This is a genomic window from Sphaerisporangium rhizosphaerae (assembly GCF_042665155.1).
GTDB classification, from domain to species: Bacteria; Actinomycetota; Actinomycetes; order Streptosporangiales; family Streptosporangiaceae; genus Sphaerisporangium; species Sphaerisporangium rhizosphaerae.
In genome coordinates, this window is the sequence record NZ_JBHTCG010000020.1 from 23,244 (window position 1) to 40,260 (window position 17,017).

A 17,017-nucleotide genomic window follows, 5' to 3' on the forward strand; every position below is an offset into this window, starting at 1 on the left:
ACCCAGGGACGGCCGGCGCCGCGCCGGCCGTCGCCGGCCCCGGAGGAAACCTCACATGTCACAGCTGATCTGGAACGGCCTGTTCGTCGGCTCGTTCTACGCGCTGGTGGCGCTGGGCTACAGCATGGTCTACGGGATCATGAAGCTGCTCAACTTCGCCCACGGCGACATCTACATGCTGGGCGCCTTCACCGGCTTCGCCGTCCTCGGCGCGGTCGGCGGCGTCTCGCCCGGCATGGCGCTCCCCGTGCTGCTCGGCGTGCTCGTCGTCACGATGGCCGTGACGGGCCTGTCCGGCGTGGTCCTCGAACGCGTCGCCTACCGCCCCCTGCGGAACGCGCCCAGGCTCTCGCTGCTCATCACCGCCGTCGGCGCCTCCTTCGCCCTGGAGTACGGCATGCGGGCCGCTGCGGGCGCCGACCCGCAGGTCTACCCGCTGCGGCTCGGCGGCACGGCGGTCCAGGTGCTGGGCGCCCGTGTCACCTTGCAGCAGATCGCGCTCATCATCGTCGCCGTCGCCCTGATGGCCGGGCTGAACCTGCTGGTCACCCGCACCCGCGAGGGACGCGCCATGCGCGCCATCGCCCTGGACCCGCGCACGAGCGCGCTGATGGGCATCAACGTCAACGCCGTCATCTCCCGCACCTTCTTCCTCGGCTCGGCGCTGGCCGGCGCGGCCGGGGTGATGGCCGGGGCCTACTACGGCAAGATCGACTTCCTGATGGGGTTCCTCATCGGGCTCAAGGCGTTCACCTCGGCGGTGATCGGCGGCATCGGCAATATCCCCGGCACCATGCTCGGCGGCCTGCTGCTCGGCCTGCTGGAGTCCTTCGGCACCTACTGGCTCGGCGGCGAGTGGCGCGACGTGTTCGCCTTCGGGGTGCTCATCCTGTTCCTGTCCGTGCGGCCGACCGGCCTGCTCGGCGAGCGCGTGACGGAGCGGGTATGACGACCGGCGCCAAGGCGCGCGGGCGGGGGACGCCCGTCGGCCGGGCCGCGTCGCGGCTGCTGGAGAGCAAGTGGGCGGGCCTGGCCGGCCTGGCCGTCGCCGCCCTGGCCCCGTTCGTGATCGCCACCCCGTACGCGCTGTCGGTGATGACCAGCGCGGCCATCTTCGTCATGCTGGCCTCAGGCCTGAACATCGTCGTCGGCTTCTGCGGCCTGCTCGACCTCGGATACGTCGCCTTCTTCGCCGTCGGCGCCTACACCAGCGGCGTGCTGAGCACGCGGTTCGACCTTCCTCTGCTGGTCACCGTCCCCGCCGTCATCGCGGTGACCGTGGTCGCCGGCGTCGTGATCGGCGCCCCCACCCTGCGGCTGCGCAGCGACTACCTGGCCATCGTCACCCTCGGCTTCGGCGAGATCATCCGCATCACCGCCAACAACCTGGACGTCACCGGCGGCCCCTCGGGGATCTACGGCATCCCCGGCCTCGGCGGCGGCCCGGTCGTCTTCTACTACCTCACCGTGGCGATCGTGGCGCTCGCGGTCATCGGCGCCTCCCGGCTCGGCCGCTCCCGCCTCGGGCGGGCGTGGCGGTTCGTCCGCGAGGACGAGGACGCCGCCGAGGCCATGGGCGTGCACACCTACCGGGTCAAGCTGGCCGCCTACATCGCGGGCGCCATCTGGGGCGGGCTGGCCGGCGTGCTGTTCGCCGCGCAGCTGTCGGCCATCTCGCCGGGCAGCTTCACCTTCCTGCAGTCGGCCCTGGTGCTCATGGCCGTGGTGCTGGGCGGCATGGGCTCGACGCCCGGCGTCGTGATCGGCGCCATCGTCATCAGCCTGCTGCCCGAGGTGCTGCGCGACTTCGCCGACTACCGGTTCTTCGCCTTCGGCGTGCTGCTCATCGTCGTCATGCTGCTCCGCCCGCAGGGGCTGTGGCCGCACCGGTCCAGGGAGGCGAGCTCATGACCCTGCTGGCGGTGGAGGATCTGCGGCTGTCCTTCGGCGGCCTGCTGGCCATCGACGGGCTGTCGTTCACGGTCGGCGAGGCCGAGATCGTCTCGGTGATCGGCCCCAACGGGGCGGGGAAGACCTCCGCCTTCAACTGCGTGACCGGGTTCTACAAGCCCACGGCCGGGCGCGTCGTGCTGTCCGGCCGGGAGATCACCGGCCTGCGGCCCTCCCGCATCGCCGGACTCGGGGTGGCGCGGACCTTCCAGAACCTGCGGCTGTTCGGCGAGATGTCGGTGCTGGACAACGTCCGCGCCGGGGCCCACCTGTGGCTGCGGCAGAACTTCCTGGACGCTCTGCTGCACACCCCGCGCTACCGCCGCGGCGAGCGGGAGGCCACCGAGCAGGCCCACCACTGGCTCGACTTCGTGGGCCTGCGCGGCGACCGGTTCGGCGAGGCCCGCCACCTGCCCTACGGCGAGCAGCGCAGGGTCGAGATCGCCCGCGCCCTGGCGCGCAGGCCCGGCCTGCTGCTGCTGGACGAGCCGGCGGCCGGGCTCAACCACGGCGAGAAGGCCGAGATGCTGGACCTGATCCGCAGGATCCGCGGCCTCGGCGTCGCCATCGTGCTGATCGAGCACGACATGGGCCTGGTCATGGAGGTGTCCGAGCGGGTCGTCGTGCTGAACTTCGGCCGCGAGATCGCCGACGGCCGTCCTGAGGACGTGCGCCGCGACCCGGCCGTCATCGAGGCCTACCTCGGCAGCGACGACGCCGACGCCGCGGGCGGCGGGACGGCGAGGGGAGGCCACGATGGCGGCGCTTGAGATCGAGGGGCTGGACGTCCAGTACGGCGGCGTCCACGCCCTGCGCGGGATGTCGCTCACCGTCGGGGAGGGCGAGGTCGTCGCCCTGCTCGGCAACAACGGGGCCGGCAAGACCACCACCCTGTCGGCCGCCTCCGGCCTGGTGCGCCCGACCGCCGGCACGATCACCTTCCGGGGCCAGGACGTGACCCGCGCCAGGCCCGAGGCCATCGTCGCCGCCGGCCTGGTGCACGTGCCCGAGGGGCGCAGGGTCTTCAGCACCCTCACCGTGCACGAGAACCTCCAGGTCGGCGGCTACCTGGTGCGCGACCAGGCGGAGGTCCGCCGGCGCATCGAGCGGGTGTACGCGCTGCTGCCGCGCCTGGCCGAGCGCCGCGCCCAGCAGGGCGGCACGCTGTCCGGCGGCGAGCAGCAGATGCTGGCCATCGGGCGCGCGATGGTCACCGGGCCGCGCATGCTGCTGCTGGACGAGCCATCGATGGGCCTGGCCCCGCTCGTCGTCGCCTCGGTCATGGAACTGGTGCGCGAGGTCAACGCCGAAGGGGTCTCGGTGCTGCTGGTCGAGCAGAACGCCAAGGCCGCGCTCAAGATCGCCCACCGCGGCTACGTGATCGAGAACGGCCGGTGCGTGCTGGCCGGGTCGGCGGCGGAGCTGGCCGGCGACTCCCGCGTCGTCGAGGCCTACCTGGGAGGGGTCTGACATGACCGCCACGCCCGAGCCGCCCGCCCACGGCGCCGAGATCCACACCGTCGACTACCACACCGGCGGCGAGCCGTTCCGCGTCGTCACCGCCGGGGTCGAAGGCATCCCCGGCGCCACGGTCCTGGACCGCCGCGACGCGGCCCGCGCGCCCGCGATCGACCGGGTGCGCAGGCTGCTGTGCCACGAGCCGCGCGGCCACGCCGACATGTACGGCTGCTTCCTGGTCCCGCCCGACGACCCCGGCGCCCACCTGGGCGCGCTGTTCTGGCACAAGGACGGCTACTCCACCGCCTGCGGCCACGGCACGATCGCGCTCGGCGTCCACGCCGTGGAGTCCGGGCTGGTCGAGGCCGGCCCCGACGGCGACACCGACGTGGTCGTCGACGTGCCCTCGGGACGGGTCACCGCGCGCGTCCGCCGCTCCGGCGGGCTGATCGAGTCGGTGACCTTCCGCAACGTGGCCTCCCACGTCGCCGCCCGGAAGGTGCCGGTGATCGCCGTCACCGCCGGCGGCGTCGCGGCGCAGGCCGAGGTCGACATCGCCTACGGCGGAGCCCTGTACGTCTCGGTGCCCGCCGGCGCGTTCGGGCTGGCCGTGGAGCCGCGCCACCTCACCGAGCTGATCGTCCTCGGCCGCTCGATCAAGGCGTTCCTCGCCGACCACCCCGCCGCGCGGCATCCCGCCGACGACCGGCTGTCGGGCATCTACGGGGTGATCTTCTACGACGAGCTCGCGCCGGGCCGCCAGCGCAACGTCACCGTCTTCGCCGACGGCGAGGTGGACCGCTCGCCCTGCGGGTCCGGTACCGCCGCCCGGCTCGCCCTGCTGCACGCCGACGGCTTCACCGGGGAGCTCGTCCACGAGAGCATCGTCGGGAGCGTGTTCACCGGGCGGGTGGCCGAGGAGCACGAAGACGCCGTCATCCCCGAGATCACCGGCATGGCCTACCGGACCGGCGTCCACCGGTTCACCATCGACCCGCGCGACGCCCTCGGGGCGGGGTTCACGCTGCGATGAGCGCGCTGCCGTATCTCGACGGGGACACCGTGCGGGCGCTGATGCCGATGGACCGCGCCGTGCGCGTCCTGCACGACGCGCTGCGCGCCGGGCTCGACCCCGACGGCGGCCCGCCCCGCGCCGTGGCCGCCGTGCCCGCCGGTCAGCTCCTGCTGATGCCCGCCTGGCACGGCCGGCACGCGGGGGTCAAGGTCGCCGGGGTGGCGCCCGGCAACCCGGCGCGCGGGCTGCCGCGCATCCAGGGCGCCTACCTGCTGCTCGACGGGGACACCCTGGCCCCGCTGGCCGCGATGGACGGGGCCGCGCTCACCGCGCTGCGCACGCCCGCGGTCTCGGCGCTGGCCGCGGGGTTCCTGGCCCGGCCGGACGCGCGCTCGCTGACCGTCTTCGGCACCGGGCCCCAGGCGCGGGGCCACGTCGAGGCGCTGCGTTCCGTCCGCCCCGTCGAGCGGGTCACCGTCGTGGCCCGTGACCCCGCCCGCGCTCGCGCGTTCGCCGAGCGGTGCGCCGGCCTCGGCCTCGCCGCGACGGCTCTGCGCATCGCCGGCGACGCCGTCCCGACTGGCGACGCCGTCCCGACTGGCGACGCCGTCCCGACTGGCGACGCCGTCCCGACTGGCGACGCCGTCCCCGCCGGCGACGCCGTCCTGGCCGGTCGGGCCGTCCTGGCCGGTCGGGCCGTCCCGGCCGGTGGGGCCGGATCGGCGGGGACGGCGGAGGTGGAGGAGGCGGTGGCGTCCGCCGACCTGATCGCCTGCTGCACGAGCGCCAGACAGCCGCTGTTCCCGGGCGCGCTCGTCGCCGACGGCGCCACCGTCGTCGCGGTCGGGTCGCACGAGCCGGACGCCCGCGAGATCGACGGTGAGCTGGTCGCGCGGGCGACCGTGGTCGTCGAGTCCCGGGCCGCCGCGCTCGCGGAGGCGGGCGACCTGGTCATCCCCGTCAAGACGGGCTTGATCGGAGTCGGCCACATCGCGGGCGACCTCGCCGAGCTCGTGCGGGGCGGCGTCGAGCCGGGCCCCGGCCCTCGCGTGTTCAAGAGCGTGGGCATGGCCTGGGAGGATCTGGTCGTGGCGGCCGCCGTCCACGAGGCGTGGGCGGGCCGATGAGCCTGGGGAGGGGTGCCGGCATGGCGAGGGCCGAGCGAGGTGGCCGGGCGTGCGCGCCCGCGCCGCATGACCGCGTGAGCGGCTCCGGGGAGCGTGTCCGGGCGGGGCTCTCCGGGCGGGGTGGTCGGGCGTGAGCGAGGAGGGGAGGCTGGACCTGCCCGTCATGGGCGGGCGCCAGAGCCTGCGCGAGCAGGTCGCCCAGGCGCTGCGCGACGCGCTGGTGGCCGCCGAGATGCGCCCCGGCGTGGTGTACTCCGCACCGGTGCTGGCCGCGCAGTTCGGCGTGTCGGCCACCCCGGTGCGCGAGGCGATGCTCGACCTGGCCAAGGAGGGCCTGGTCGAGGCGGTGCGCAACAAGGGGTTCCGGGTCACCGAGCTGTCCGAGCGCGACCTGGACGAGCTCACCGAGATCCGCAGGTTGCTGGAGGTCCCCACGGTCGCCCGGCTGGCGGGCGCCCCCGCCGCCGGGGACGCCGAGCGGCTGCGGCCGGTGGCCGAGGAGATCGTCTCGGCGGCCGAGCGCGGCGACCTGCTGGCCTACGTCAACGCCGACCTGCGCTTCCACATGGACCTGCTGGCCCTGGCCGGCAACGCCCACCTGGTGGAGATCGCCCGCGACCTGCGCTACCGCGCCCGGTTGTACGGCCTGAAGACCATGTCCGAGCGGGGCACGCTGGCCGACTCCGCCCGCGAGCACCTGGACATCCTGGACGCCCTCGCCCGCGGCGACGCCGAGGCCACCCGCACCCTCATGGACCACCACATCCAGCACGTGCGGGGCATCTGGGCCGACCGCCCGGAGTGACGAAGGGCCCCAAGGCCGGTACGCCGGAACCGCGGCCCGTCCCGCCCGTCCGCCCGTCTACGCGGTGAGGCGCCGCTCGAAGCCGGTGACCATGGCGAGCAGGCCGGCCTCGAACCACTCGTCGTAGAACGCCGCCACGGCGGGGTCGGCGACCGGGGCGGCCGGCCGCGTCCCCAGTGGGCGGCCGACCTGGGCCAGGGCGTGGCCGAGGACGTAGACGCCCACCGACTGCACGGCGGTCAGGGCGTCCTGCCGGGCGACGCCCGAGGCGGCGAAGCGCTCCAGCAGGCCGGCCAGCAGGGTGAGACCGGTGTCGACGTCGACGGGATGGGTGGCCAGCAGGGGCACGGCGTCGGGGTGGGCGAGCAGCGTCCGCCGGTAGGCGAGGGCGAACAGACGCAGGGCCTCGGTCCACGGGACGGCCGGGACGGGCTCGGCGACCGCCTCGGCGAACAGGTGGCCGACCAGCGCGGTGAGCAGGGCGTCGCGGTTGGGCAGGTGCCGGTACAGGGACATGGCCGCCACATCGAGACGGGTGCCCAGGCGGCGCATGGTCAGCGCCTCCAGCCCCTCGGCGTCGAGGATCTCCACCGCCGCGGCCACGATGCGCTCGCGGCTGAGCACGGCGGGCCGGCCGCCGCGCCCGGCCGCGCGGGGCCGGCTCCCCGCTGGTGGGTTCATGCGGTCAGGGTAGCGGCGAGGGTGGTCGCGAGCATCAGCAGGGAAAGCGCGCCCACCACCATGTGCTGGACGTCGATCACGACGTCGTGGCCGGCGGTGGGCAGGATCTTCAGCGTGCGGGCGTAGTCGCGCAGGTAGGTCTCCCGCTGGGCGGCGGAGGCGGGGCGGAAGTAGGGCACCCACCAGTTCCACAGGTGGCCGCCCGCGACCAGGCAGCACAGCAGGGTGGCCGTGGCGAGCGACCAGGTCTGGTGCAGGGCGACCCCCGCGGCGATCAGCAGGGGGAAGGGGTAGTTGATCGCCGCCGCGGCCAGCCGACGGCCGACGTTGCCGGGGGCCAGGTCGTTGAGCGGGAACATGGGCACCCACTCGGTCACGGCCAGCCAGGCCAGCCAGACGAGCGGGACGAGGATCGCGAGCGTGGTCATGGCGCCTCCATGTAGTTTGTGTACAAGGTAAGCTTACGTCGTACACAAACTAGGACGCAAGAGTCCGGCCGGGTCCGGTGACCGAACGTTAAAGGATGTTGACTGAGTAGGTAATACAGGGAAAGCTGGGACGGGACGGAGACCGGCCGCTCCCGAACGACCGTGGAGGCTCCATGAGCGTCACCGACGAACTGCTCGCCAACGCCGAGCGCTACGCGGCGGACTTCGGCAAGGGGCACCTGCCGCTGCCGCCCGCCCGGCAGGTCGCCGTCCTGGCCTGCATGGACGCCCGCCTCAATGTGTACGGGCTGCTCGGGCTCGCCGAGGGCGACGCGCACGTCATCCGCAACGCCGGCGGAGTGGTCACCGCCGACGGGCGCCGCAGCCTCGCCATCAGCCAGCGCCTGCTCGGCACCCGCGAGATCATCCTCATCCACCACACCGACTGCGGCATGCTGACCTTCACCGACGACGCCTTCAAGGAAGCCATCGCCGGCGAGACCGGCCTCAAGCCCGAGTGGGCCGCCGAGGCGTTCGCCGACCTGGACGAGGACGTCCGCCAGTCCATCGCCCGCGTCCACGCCGACCCGTTCATCCCCGTCAAGGACTCGGTCCGCGGCTTCGTCTACGAGGTGGAGACCGGCCGGCTCCGCGAGGTGAAGGCCTGACGGGCGGCCGGGCGAGGCCGCCGGCGTCGGGGGACGCGGGCGCGCGGCGGGTGGGCGGCGGTCAGGCGGTGCGGGCGGTCACGTGCTGCGGGTCGCCCCGGCGGAGGCGATGACGACGCAGATGATGGCCGCCCATTCGCGCACATGGAGGACCTCGCCGAGCACCACGAGCCCGACCAGGGCGGCCATGGCGGGTTCCAGGCTCATCAGGATGCCGAAGACCCGCTTGGGCATCCGCCGCAGCGCCTCCAGCTCCACGCTGTAGGGGATGACCGACGACAGCAGGCCGACGCCCGCTCCGAGCAGCAGGAGCTCGGGGGTGAGCAGCGCCGTGCCGCCGCTGGTCACCCCGATCGGCGCGATCACGACCACCGCGACCAGCATGGCGAACGACAGCCCCGAGGTCCCCGGGAACCGGCCGCCCACGGCGGCCGAGAGCAGGATGTAGGCGGCCCAGCACCCGCCCGCCACGGCGGCGAACGCGATGCCGGCCCAGTTCAGCCCGCTCGTCTGGCCCCACGGCGCGAGCAGCAGGATGCCGGTGGCGGCCAGCGCCACCCACAGCAGGTCCTTGCGCCGGTGTGAGGCGGCGACCGCGACTCCGAGCGGTCCGAGGAACTCGATGGTCACGCAGATGCCCATCGGCAACCGGGCCAGGGCCTCGTAGAACGAGAGGTTCATCACGCCCAGCGTCACGCCGAAGGCCGCCCCAGCGGCCAGGTCGCGCCGGCTCAGCCCGCGCAGGCGGGGCCGGGCGACCACGGTGAGAATGGCCGCGCCCGCCGCGATGCGCAGGAACACCACCGCGCTGGGCGGCAGCGCGGCGAACAGGTTCTTCGCCAGGCCGGCGCCGATCTGCACCGACAGGATCGCCAGGATCACCAGTCCGGACGGGGGCACGGCGCCGATCGCGGCGCGCGCCATGGCGCCCGGCCGCGCCCGGCCCCGGGGGAAGGGGCCGGCGGAGGAGGACAGGGAGTGCACGGTCATGGGCGTCGGTCCTCGGATTCCTCGCACGGGGCGTGCGGTCGGGGAGGCGGGGCGGCCGGCCGCTCACCGGCGGCACTCCGGCGCGTTAGAGCATAGGCCGCCGGACTCCTCAGATCGGCCACGGGGCCGCACGGGCCGTCGGCGCCGGTGTCGTCGACGGACCGGCGTCGCCGATGACCGACGTGCCGCCACCGCGGCGTTCCGCGGGCAACGCGCGCCGGCCGACACGGCCCACGCGCGGGCGCCCTGACTTCTATGACAAGGTCGGCGAGGCGCGTAGGGTGAGAGAAGCGGTGACTTGCTCGCGCCCGGTTTGAGCGCATAGGCGATTTCTCTCGCACCGTGGGATCGGAATCCGATCGTGACAGCCCTGTCGATTCAGATGGCGCACGAACAAGACCGCACCACTCTCGCCCTGATCGGTGACCTCGACATGACCTCGGCCGTCCACCTGGACGACGCCGTCGAGGCGGCACTGTACGACGGTCATCGGCACCTCACCGTGGACACTTCCGAACTGGCCTTCTGCGACTCCTCGGGACTGTGGGCGTTGCTGCGGGCCCAGCGCGCCCTGGCGCAGGCCCAGGGCACCATGGCGCTCACAGGCGTTCATGGCGTCCTGCTGCGCGTCCTGGACGTCACCCGGCTCACCGACGCCTTCACCATCCACATCCCGGCCGCCACTGCCTGCCGGGCACCGCACCGGGTGCCCATCAGAACCCGGTCGGCGTAGTCCGGCGCCTCACTCCCAGCGGAACAAACGGGACGCCAGGGCCAGGGAGACGACGGCCCACACCAGCAGGACGAGCACGTCGCGCGCAGGGAAGCCGCTCGCCCCGGACAGCACCGCGCGCACCCCCTCGGTCAGCGCCGTGATCGGCAGCAGCTCCACGACGGCGCGCAGCGGGTGCGGGAAGGCCGACACCGGCACCACCACGCCGCCGAGGCCGAGCAGCACCAGGTAGACGAGGTTGGCGGCCGCCAGTGTGGCCTCGGCGCGCAAAGTGCCCGCCATCAGCAGGGCCAGCCCGCTGAATGCGGCCGTGCCGAGCAGGAGCAGCAGCGCGGCCCACAGCGGGTTGCCCCGGGGATGCCAGCCCATGGCCAGGGCGACGGCCGCAACGACCACGACCTGCAGCGCCTCCACGGTGATCACCGCGAGGGTCTTGGCCAGCAGCAGGCCGGGCCGGGACAGGGGAGTGGCGCCCAGGCGCTTGAGCACCCCGTACCGCCGTTCGAAGCCGGTGCCGATCGCCTGCCCGGTGAAGGCCGTGGACATGATCGCGAGCGCGAGCACGCCGGGGGTGACGAAGTCGACCCGCCTGCCGGGCACCTCCAGCAACGGGATCGCGGAGAAGCCCACCAGCACCAGGATCGGGATGATCAGCGTGAGCAGGAGCTGCTCGCCGTTGCGCAGCACGGCCCGGATCTCCGCGCCGGCCTGCGCGAGCACCATGCGGCGCAGCGGCGCCGCTCCCGGAGCCGGCGTGAAGTCGAGCACGGGCGCGGTCACCGGGATCTCCTCAGGAGCATCGGGGTCAGGGAGTGGGCGCCCGGCACCGCGATGCCCGCGGGGGCCGGGACGCGAGCGGTGGCGGCCAGGGCGAGGGCGCGCGAGCGCGGAGGGGTCATCGCAGTTCCCGTCCGGTGAGTTCGAGGAAGACGTCCTCCAGGGTGCGGCGCTCGACGCTCAGGTCGTCGGTGGTGACGCCCTCGGAGGCGCACCAGGCGGTCACCGTGCCCAGCAGTTCGGGACCCACGTGGCCCTCGATGACGTAGTGGCCGCTCGGGGACTCCTTGGCCGTGCTCCCCGTGGGCAGCGCGTTCAGCAGTTCGTCCAGGTCGAGCCCGGGGCGCGCCCGGAAGCGCAGCTGGCGCTCGGCCCCGGTGAGCGACCGGGGGCTGCCCTCGGCCACGACCCTGCCGCGGTCGATGATGACGACCTTGTCGGCGAGCTTCTCGGCCTCGTCCATGTGGTGGGTGGTCAGCACCGTGGAGACCCCGCGGGCGCGCAGCTCGGCGATGACGTCCCAGCAGGCGTGCCGCGCCTGCGGGTCGAGCCCGGCGGTCGGCTCGTCGAGGAAGACCAGCTCGGGCCGGCCGATGATCGCGGCCGCCAGCGACAGGCGCTGCTGCTGGCCGCCGGACAGGCGGCGGTAGGGGGTGCGGGCGTGCTCGGTCAGGCCGAGCCGGTCGAGCAGGGCGCCGGAGTCGAGAGGGGCGGCGTGGAAGCGGGCCACCAGCCGCAGCCACTCCCCGGCGCGGGCGGCCGGGGGCACGCCGCCGGACTGCGGCATCACCCCGACCCGGGGTTTGAGCGCGGCCCCGTCGCGCGCGGGATCCAGGCCGAGCACGCGCACGGTGCCGCCGTCGGCGCGCCGGAACCCCTCGCAGATCTCCACGGTGGAGGTCTTGCCCGCGCCGTTGGGGCCGAGGATCGCGGTGACCGCGCCGCGTTCGGCGACGAGGCTCAGACCGTTGATCGCGAGCGTGCGGCCGTATCGCTTGACCAGGTCGGTGAGCGCGACGGCTGGGGCGTTCATGAGGACGAGTCTAGGGACCGCGCGCCGCGGTCCCGGCGGCGACCGGGGCGTCCGGTGCCGCGCGACGGTAAAGCTTCGCGTGCCGCGTGACGGTAAAGCTTCGCAGCACTTCCCATCAAGGCGGGCGGTCGCGGGACATGTCGGCCGTGTCGCCGTGTGAGGCTGACGCTCGTCCCCTGCCGCGCCCGCGCGGACGCGGGTGGCGGCTCGGGCGTGAACATCCGCCGTCAAGGAGGTCCGGCATGCCCACGCGTACCGGTTACAAGCCCGGCGTGCCCTGCTGGGTGGACCTCGCCAGCACCGACCTCACCGCGTCGGTCGCCTTCTACGAGGCGCTGTTCGGCTGGCGGGCCGCGTTCGACACCTGCGGGGAAGCGGGGGTGTACGGCCGTTTCTCCCAGGGGGGCAGGCTGGTGGCGGGCATCGGCCCGACGTTCTCCCCTGACCGTCCCTCGGCCTGGAACACCTACTTCGCCACCGGGGACGCCGAGTCGGCCACCGAGCGGGTCAAGGAGGCGGGGGGACGGGTCGCCGTCGGGCCGGTCCAGGTCTTCGACGAGGGCACCATGGCGGTCTTCCAGGACCCTGAAGGCGCCTCGTTCCTGGTCTGGGAGCCGGTGCGGCACCAAGGCGCGCAGCTCGTGGACGAGCCGGTCGCGCTCTGCTGGAGCGAGCTGGTCTGCCGCGACCCCGAGGGGGCGAGGGCCTTCTACGGCGAGGTCTTCGGCTGGAGCGCCCGGAGCCTGACGGGCCCCGGGGGCGGCGACCGCGCCGAGTGGCTGCTGGACGGCAGGCCCGTGGCCGGCCTGCGGGCCATGAACGGAGTGCCCTCCCCGCCCGGCCGCGGGACGCCGTCCCTGGGGGAGCGGGTGGCGCCGTCTCCGGGAGGTGCGCCGTCCGTGCCGGAGGCAGGTACGCGGTCCGTGCCGGAGGCAGGTACGCCGCCCGTGCCGGACCGCGGGGCGCCGTCCGTGCCGGACCGCGGGGCGCCGTCCGTGCCGGACCGCGGGGCGCCGTGCTCGCCGGACGCGCCGCACTGGCTGGCGGTCTTCGCCGTGGCCGGCTGCGAGGCCACCGCCGTCCTTGCTGAACGGTGCGGCGGCGCGGTCGTGAGCCCGCCGCGGGACCTGCCCGCCGGACGGCACGCCGTGCTCGCCGATCCGTGCGGCGCCGTCTTCGCCGTCATGGCTCCGAGCCCTCCCGGCGGAGCCCGCCCGGCGCTCCCCTCGTCCGGGGAGAGCGGACCTCCTCTTAACGGGCAGATTGCGCCCCGAGGGTAGAATCGCCTGGTAGCGGGGCTACCGGCAGGGTCCACCATGAACGCAACCCGATCAGGACGGAGTGTCGGAAGAGGGCTGACACCCCTCATGCTCATCGCGAGCAGCGTGCTCGCGATGCTGGTCGGGCTTGTCTTCGGGGCGCCGTTCTGGGCGATCACCGACCTGCTCCGCGCGACGGACGCGCGAGAGCACACCCGCGTCACGCTCGTCGAGATGAACGGCCTCCAGAAGCTCGTCCTCGACCTAGAGACGGGGGCGCGCGGCTACCTCATCACCCGGCAGCAGCGTTTCCTCCAGCCGTGGGAGGCCGCCAGGGAGGCCTTCCCGGGGGAGGCGCGGAAGGTGATCGCTCTCGCCCGCACGACCGAGCTGCGGCGCCAGGCCGTCGAGATCGCCGGTGACGGCGATTCCTTCCTCCGCGACTATTCGGTCCCGCTGGTCGAGGCGGCGAAGCGGGGCGATCCATCCGCCTGGAGCGTGGCGACGACGGTGGAAGGGAAACGACGCGTCGACCACTTCAGGGCTCAGTTCGACCGGTTCGACCGCGAGGCGCGGTCCATATTGGCGGCGCAGGAGCAGGCCGCCGAGGCCAAGGTTCGCTGGGCGACCGCGGCGGCGGCCGGCGGACTGGTGGCATCGGTCCTCCTCATCGCCGGTTACAACGGGTATCTGACACGGGCGATCGTCCGGCCGGTGCGCCGGGCGGCCGCCGTCGCCACCAGGCTCGCCGGCGGTGACCTCTCGGCGCGCATGCCCGAAACCGGCACCGGCGAGATCGGGGAGCTCGAAGCCGCGTTCAACGGCATGGGGAGTTCGCTGGAGGAGAGCCGCAGGCTGGCGGACGAGGCGCACATGCGCCTCAAGCTGCTGTACGAGGCCGGCACGGCGGTGGGCACCACGCTCGACGTGGGCCGGACGGCGGAAGAACTGGTGCAGGTGGTGGTCCCCGAGTTCGCCGACTTCGTCACCATCGACCTGGCGGTGTCCGTGCAGCGAGGTGAGGAGCACCCTCCGGCCGAGTGGGAGCAACTGTGCCGGGTGGCCAGGGGAGGCAGCGGGGAGGTCCTCCCCTTCCAGCCGGCGGGCAGCCTGATCACCTGGCGGCCGTCCACCCCCCAGGCGGACAGTCTTCGCCACGGGATCACCATGGTCGAGCCCGACCTGCGGGGTGGCACCGCATGGCGGTCCCAGGACGGCGAGGAGGCCGCGCGGATCCTCGATCGCGGCTGCCATTCGCTGATCACGACCCCGCTGTCCGCTCATGGAATGCGGATGGGCGTGGTCAGCTTCTGGCGCTCGCATCCGCACGAGGCATTCGACGATGAGGATCTGTCCTACGCGGCGGAGCTGGTCGCCAAGGCCGGCGTCGCCATCGACAACGCCCGCCGCTACACCCAGGAGCGCGACACGGCGCTGACCCTGCAGCGCAGCCTGCTGCCCCAGCGGCTGTGCGACCGGCCGGCGGTGGAGATCGCCTACCGTTACCTGCCCGCGGGTGTGCAGGCGGGTGTGGGGGGCGACTGGTTCGACGTGATCCCCCTGTCCGGTTGCCGGGTCGCCCTGGTCATCGGGGACGTCGTCGGCCACGGCATCCACGCCTCCGCCACCATGGGGCGGCTGCGCACCGCCGTGCGCACGCTGGCCGACGTCGACCTGCCGCCCGACGAGCTTCTCACCCATCTGGACGACCTGGTCATCCACCTGCTCAACGAGCAGCAACCCGGCGCGTCCGAAGGCGAGGCGGCGGTCTTCGGGGAGCTGGGAGCCACGTGCGTGTACGCCGTCTACGATCCGGTCTCGCGGTGCTGCACCATGGCCACCGCCGGTCACTTCCTGCCCGTCCTGATCATGCCCGACGGCACCACGGAGGTCGTGAACGGGCCCGTCGGCCCTCCCCTCGGCATCGGCGGCCTGCCCTTCGAGACCACCGAGCTGTTCCTGGCCCCCGGCAGCGTGATCGCCCTGTTCACCGACGGCCTGGTCGAAGTCCGCGACCGCGACATCGAGCAGGGGCTCGCCGAGTTGCGCCGTGCCCTGGCGATGCCGGCGGCGTCGCTCGAAGACGCCTGCGACCTCGTGACCGGTGCGCTGCTCGACGGTCGTCGCGCGGCCGATGACGCGGCCCTTCTCCTCGCCCGCACCGGAGCCCTCTCTCCGGACCGGTTCGCCACGTGGGACGTCCCTGCCGACCCGGCCCGGGTCTCGCACGCCCGCCGGCTGGCCATGGACCAGCTCCACGCCTGGGGCCTGGACGAGATGAAGTTCATCACCGAACTCGTGGTCAGCGAACTGGTCACCAACGCCATCCGCCACGCGGCTCCCCCGATCCAGCTGCGGCTGATCCGCGGCAACACGCTGATCTGCGAGGTCTCGGACGGCAGCAGCACCGCGCCCCACTTGCGCCGAGCCCGCGTCTTCGATGAGGGTGGCCGCGGGCTGCTGCTGGTCGCACAGCTGACCCAGGGCTGGGGGACGAGGCAGACCACCTCGGGCAAGACGATCTGGTGCGAACAGGTTCTGCCGGCCTCCGTGCCGAGCGACGGGGCACGCGAGGCGTTCCCGGAAGTCGTGTGAGCGTGGCGTCACCGGCGGCGAGATTTTGCGCCCGCTCCCGCGGACGGTCCATGGCCGGTTCGAGGGCGTCCGTTTCGAGGGCGTCCGCGAAGACGGGGACCGGAAAGTTATGGCGAACCGGGAATTAGGCGGGCTTTGTAGGGGTTGGGGGTTCCTCGCCCCCTTGTGGGCTGTTTGATACCTCAGCTCACGAAAGGGATCGCATGCGCGCGACCGCTGTGCAGCAAGACGCCCCGGCGGATCGCTCCGCCGGCCAGAGGCGCCGGCGGGGAGTGCTCGTGCTCATCCTGGGCGCGCTGTCGGCGATCGGGCCGCTGTCCATCGACATGTACCTGCCCGCGCTGCCGGCCATCAGCGGGGAGATGATGACCGGGGCCGCCCAGATCCAGCTCACGCTGACCGCCTGCCTGGTCGGGGTCTCGGTGGGCCAGCTCGTCGCCGGGCCGCTGAGCGACGTGCGGGGACGGCGCGGCCCGCTGATCTTCGGGGTCGGCGCCTACGCGCTCGCCTCGCTGCTGTGCGCGTTCGCCCCCACGGTCTGGGCGCTGGTCGGGCTGCGCCTGGTGCAGGGCCTGGCCGGCGGCGCGGCGCTGGTGATCGTCCGGGCGATCGTGCGCGACCTCTACGACGGACCGGCGATCGCGCGCATCTTCGCGACGCTGATGCTGGTGAGCGGGCTGGCGCCCATCCTGGCCCCGATCGCCGGGGCCCAGTTGCTGCGGGTCACCTCCTGGCGCGGGGTGTTCGTCGCCCTCGGCGCCGCCGGGCTGGTCCTGCTGCTGGCCGTGCTGGCCGGGGTGCGCGAGACGCTGCCGGCCGGGGAGCGGGGCGGCGGCGGGTTGCGGCACACTCTGGCGATCTTCGGAGTGCTGCTGCGCGACCGGTCGTTCATGGCGGCGGCGATGGCGGGCGGGCTCGGCTTCGCCGGCATGTTCGCCTACATCTCGGGGTCGCCGTTCGTGCTCCAGGAGATCTACGGGGTGTCCCCGACCGGCTTCTCGGTGATCTTCGCGACCAACGCGCTCGGCCTGACCCTGATGGCCCAGGTGGGCGGCCGGGCCGCGGGCCGGGTCCCCCCGGCGCGGCTGGTGCTGATCGGCCTGCTGCTGGGCGTGATCGGCGCCGCCGGTCTGGCCGGCGCCGTGCTCGCCGGCCTCGGCCTGCCCGTGGTGGTCGCCTCGCTGTTCACGCTGATGTGCGGGGCCGGGCTCTCGCTGCCCGGGTCGGGGGCGCTCGCGCTGGCCGGCCAGGCGCCCCAAGTGGCCGGCAGCGCCTCCGCGCTGCTCGGCCTGCTGCAGTTCGGCTTCGGCGGGCTGTCCGCGCCGCTCGCGGGCCTTGGCGGCACCGGGACGGCGCTGCCGATGGCGCTGGTCATGGTGGTGCTCACCGTGGCGGCCCTGATGACCTTCCTCGGGCTGCGCCGCCGCACGCCCGCGACCGGCGTTTCCCCAGCTTAGGTAAGCCTTACCTGCGTGACGTACCCCATGAACGTCGAGTT

Annotated in this window: 18 protein-coding genes; 12 read left to right on the forward strand and 6 right to left on the reverse strand. The window is 73.7% G+C overall.

The window, feature by feature from the left end; all coding sequences use genetic code 11:
* Positions 1–55 precede the first annotated feature (55 nt).
* The 7 genes from ACFQSB_RS25625 (at position 56) to ACFQSB_RS25655 (ending at position 6,355) form a co-directional block, all read left to right on the forward strand.
* Entirely contained in the window at positions 56–949 is an 894-nt protein-coding gene (locus ACFQSB_RS25625) for a branched-chain amino acid ABC transporter permease (protein ID WP_354844883.1), read from the forward strand.
* Complete coding sequence (locus ACFQSB_RS25630) at positions 946–1,911, forward strand: branched-chain amino acid ABC transporter permease (RefSeq protein WP_380829513.1); 966 nt, start codon at positions 946–948, stop codon at positions 1,909–1,911. Before ACFQSB_RS25625 ends, ACFQSB_RS25630 begins: the two co-directional genes overlap by 4 nt.
* Positions 1,908–2,720, forward strand: coding sequence for an ABC transporter ATP-binding protein (locus ACFQSB_RS25635; protein WP_380829514.1), 813 nt, complete (start codon positions 1,908–1,910; stop codon positions 2,718–2,720). Before ACFQSB_RS25630 ends, ACFQSB_RS25635 begins: the two co-directional genes overlap by 4 nt.
* Positions 2,707–3,420 carry an ABC transporter ATP-binding protein gene (locus ACFQSB_RS25640; RefSeq protein ID WP_380829515.1) on the forward strand — a complete coding sequence of 238 codons (714 nt, stop codon included), beginning with the start codon at positions 2,707–2,709 and terminating at the stop codon, positions 3,418–3,420. The genes ACFQSB_RS25635 and ACFQSB_RS25640 overlap by 14 nt, the downstream gene beginning before the upstream one ends.
* A 1-nt stretch (position 3,421) precedes the next feature.
* Complete coding sequence (locus ACFQSB_RS25645; protein WP_380829516.1) at positions 3,422–4,441, forward strand: proline racemase family protein; 1,020 nt, start codon at positions 3,422–3,424, stop codon at positions 4,439–4,441.
* Complete coding sequence (locus ACFQSB_RS25650) at positions 4,438–5,550, forward strand: ornithine cyclodeaminase family protein (protein WP_380829517.1); 1,113 nt, start codon at positions 4,438–4,440, stop codon at positions 5,548–5,550. The genes ACFQSB_RS25645 and ACFQSB_RS25650 overlap by 4 nt, the downstream gene beginning before the upstream one ends.
* Positions 5,551–5,680: 130 nt before the next feature.
* The gene (locus tag ACFQSB_RS25655) at positions 5,681–6,355 is read left to right on the forward strand and encodes a GntR family transcriptional regulator (RefSeq protein ID WP_354844898.1); all 675 of its coding nucleotides are present in this window, start codon (positions 5,681–5,683) and stop codon (positions 6,353–6,355) included.
* Between the two features lie 57 nt (positions 6,356–6,412).
* Here the strand turns inward: ACFQSB_RS25655 and ACFQSB_RS25660 are convergent, their stop codons facing one another.
* Together ACFQSB_RS25660 and ACFQSB_RS25665 are read right to left on the reverse strand one after the other, a co-directional pair.
* On the reverse strand, positions 6,413–7,036 hold the full coding sequence (locus ACFQSB_RS25660) for a TetR/AcrR family transcriptional regulator C-terminal domain-containing protein (RefSeq protein WP_380829518.1): 624 nt from the start codon (positions 7,034–7,036) through the stop codon (positions 6,413–6,415).
* Entirely contained in the window at positions 7,033–7,464 is a 432-nt protein-coding gene (locus tag ACFQSB_RS25665; protein WP_380829519.1) for a hypothetical protein, read from the reverse strand. The genes ACFQSB_RS25660 and ACFQSB_RS25665 overlap by 4 nt, the downstream gene beginning before the upstream one ends.
* A 173-nt stretch (positions 7,465–7,637) precedes the next feature.
* On the opposite strand from ACFQSB_RS25665, the gene ACFQSB_RS25670 reads away from it, so the two are divergent.
* Positions 7,638–8,132 carry a beta-class carbonic anhydrase gene (locus ACFQSB_RS25670; protein ID WP_380829520.1) on the forward strand — a complete coding sequence of 165 codons (495 nt, stop codon included), beginning with the start codon at positions 7,638–7,640 and terminating at the stop codon, positions 8,130–8,132.
* Positions 8,133–8,210: 78 nt separating this feature from the next.
* Here ACFQSB_RS25670 and ACFQSB_RS25675 read toward each other — a convergent pair whose 3' ends face one another.
* Positions 8,211–9,122, reverse strand: a complete 912-nt coding sequence (locus ACFQSB_RS25675; RefSeq protein ID WP_380829521.1) for an EamA family transporter — start codon at positions 9,120–9,122, stop codon at positions 8,211–8,213.
* A 361-nt stretch (positions 9,123–9,483) separates the two neighbouring features.
* On the opposite strand from ACFQSB_RS25675, the gene ACFQSB_RS25680 reads away from it, so the two are divergent.
* Entirely contained in the window at positions 9,484–9,855 is a 372-nt protein-coding gene (locus tag ACFQSB_RS25680; protein WP_380829522.1) for an STAS domain-containing protein, read from the forward strand.
* 9 nt (positions 9,856–9,864) lie between these two features.
* Here the strand turns inward: ACFQSB_RS25680 and ACFQSB_RS25685 are convergent, their stop codons facing one another.
* From ACFQSB_RS25685 to ACFQSB_RS25695, 3 genes are read right to left on the reverse strand one after another with little or no spacing between them, the layout of a single operon-like run.
* On the reverse strand, positions 9,865–10,578 hold the full coding sequence (locus ACFQSB_RS25685) for an ABC transporter permease (RefSeq protein WP_380829611.1): 714 nt from the start codon (positions 10,576–10,578) through the stop codon (positions 9,865–9,867).
* A 53-nt stretch (positions 10,579–10,631) separates the two neighbouring features.
* Positions 10,632–10,754 (reverse strand): hypothetical protein, encoded by a 123-nt coding sequence (locus tag ACFQSB_RS25690; RefSeq protein ID WP_380829523.1) that lies wholly within the window; start codon positions 10,752–10,754, stop codon positions 10,632–10,634.
* Positions 10,751–11,665, reverse strand: a complete 915-nt coding sequence (locus ACFQSB_RS25695; RefSeq protein WP_380829524.1) for an ABC transporter ATP-binding protein — start codon at positions 11,663–11,665, stop codon at positions 10,751–10,753. The genes ACFQSB_RS25690 and ACFQSB_RS25695 overlap by 4 nt, the downstream gene beginning before the upstream one ends.
* Before the next feature lie 242 nt (positions 11,666–11,907).
* Between ACFQSB_RS25695 and ACFQSB_RS25700 the strand changes: the two genes are divergently transcribed.
* The 3 genes from ACFQSB_RS25700 (at position 11,908) to ACFQSB_RS25710 (ending at position 16,976) form a co-directional block, all read left to right on the forward strand.
* Complete coding sequence (locus ACFQSB_RS25700; RefSeq protein WP_380829525.1) at positions 11,908–12,945, forward strand: VOC family protein; 1,038 nt, start codon at positions 11,908–11,910, stop codon at positions 12,943–12,945.
* Positions 12,946–13,032: 87 nt separating this feature from the next.
* A complete protein-coding gene (locus ACFQSB_RS25705; RefSeq protein ID WP_380829526.1) occupies positions 13,033–15,519 on the forward strand; it encodes a SpoIIE family protein phosphatase in 2,487 nt (828 codons plus the stop codon).
* 278 nt (positions 15,520–15,797) lie between these two features.
* A complete protein-coding gene (locus ACFQSB_RS25710) occupies positions 15,798–16,976 on the forward strand; it encodes a multidrug effflux MFS transporter (RefSeq protein WP_380829527.1) in 1,179 nt (392 codons plus the stop codon).
* Positions 16,977–17,017 lie beyond the last annotated feature (41 nt).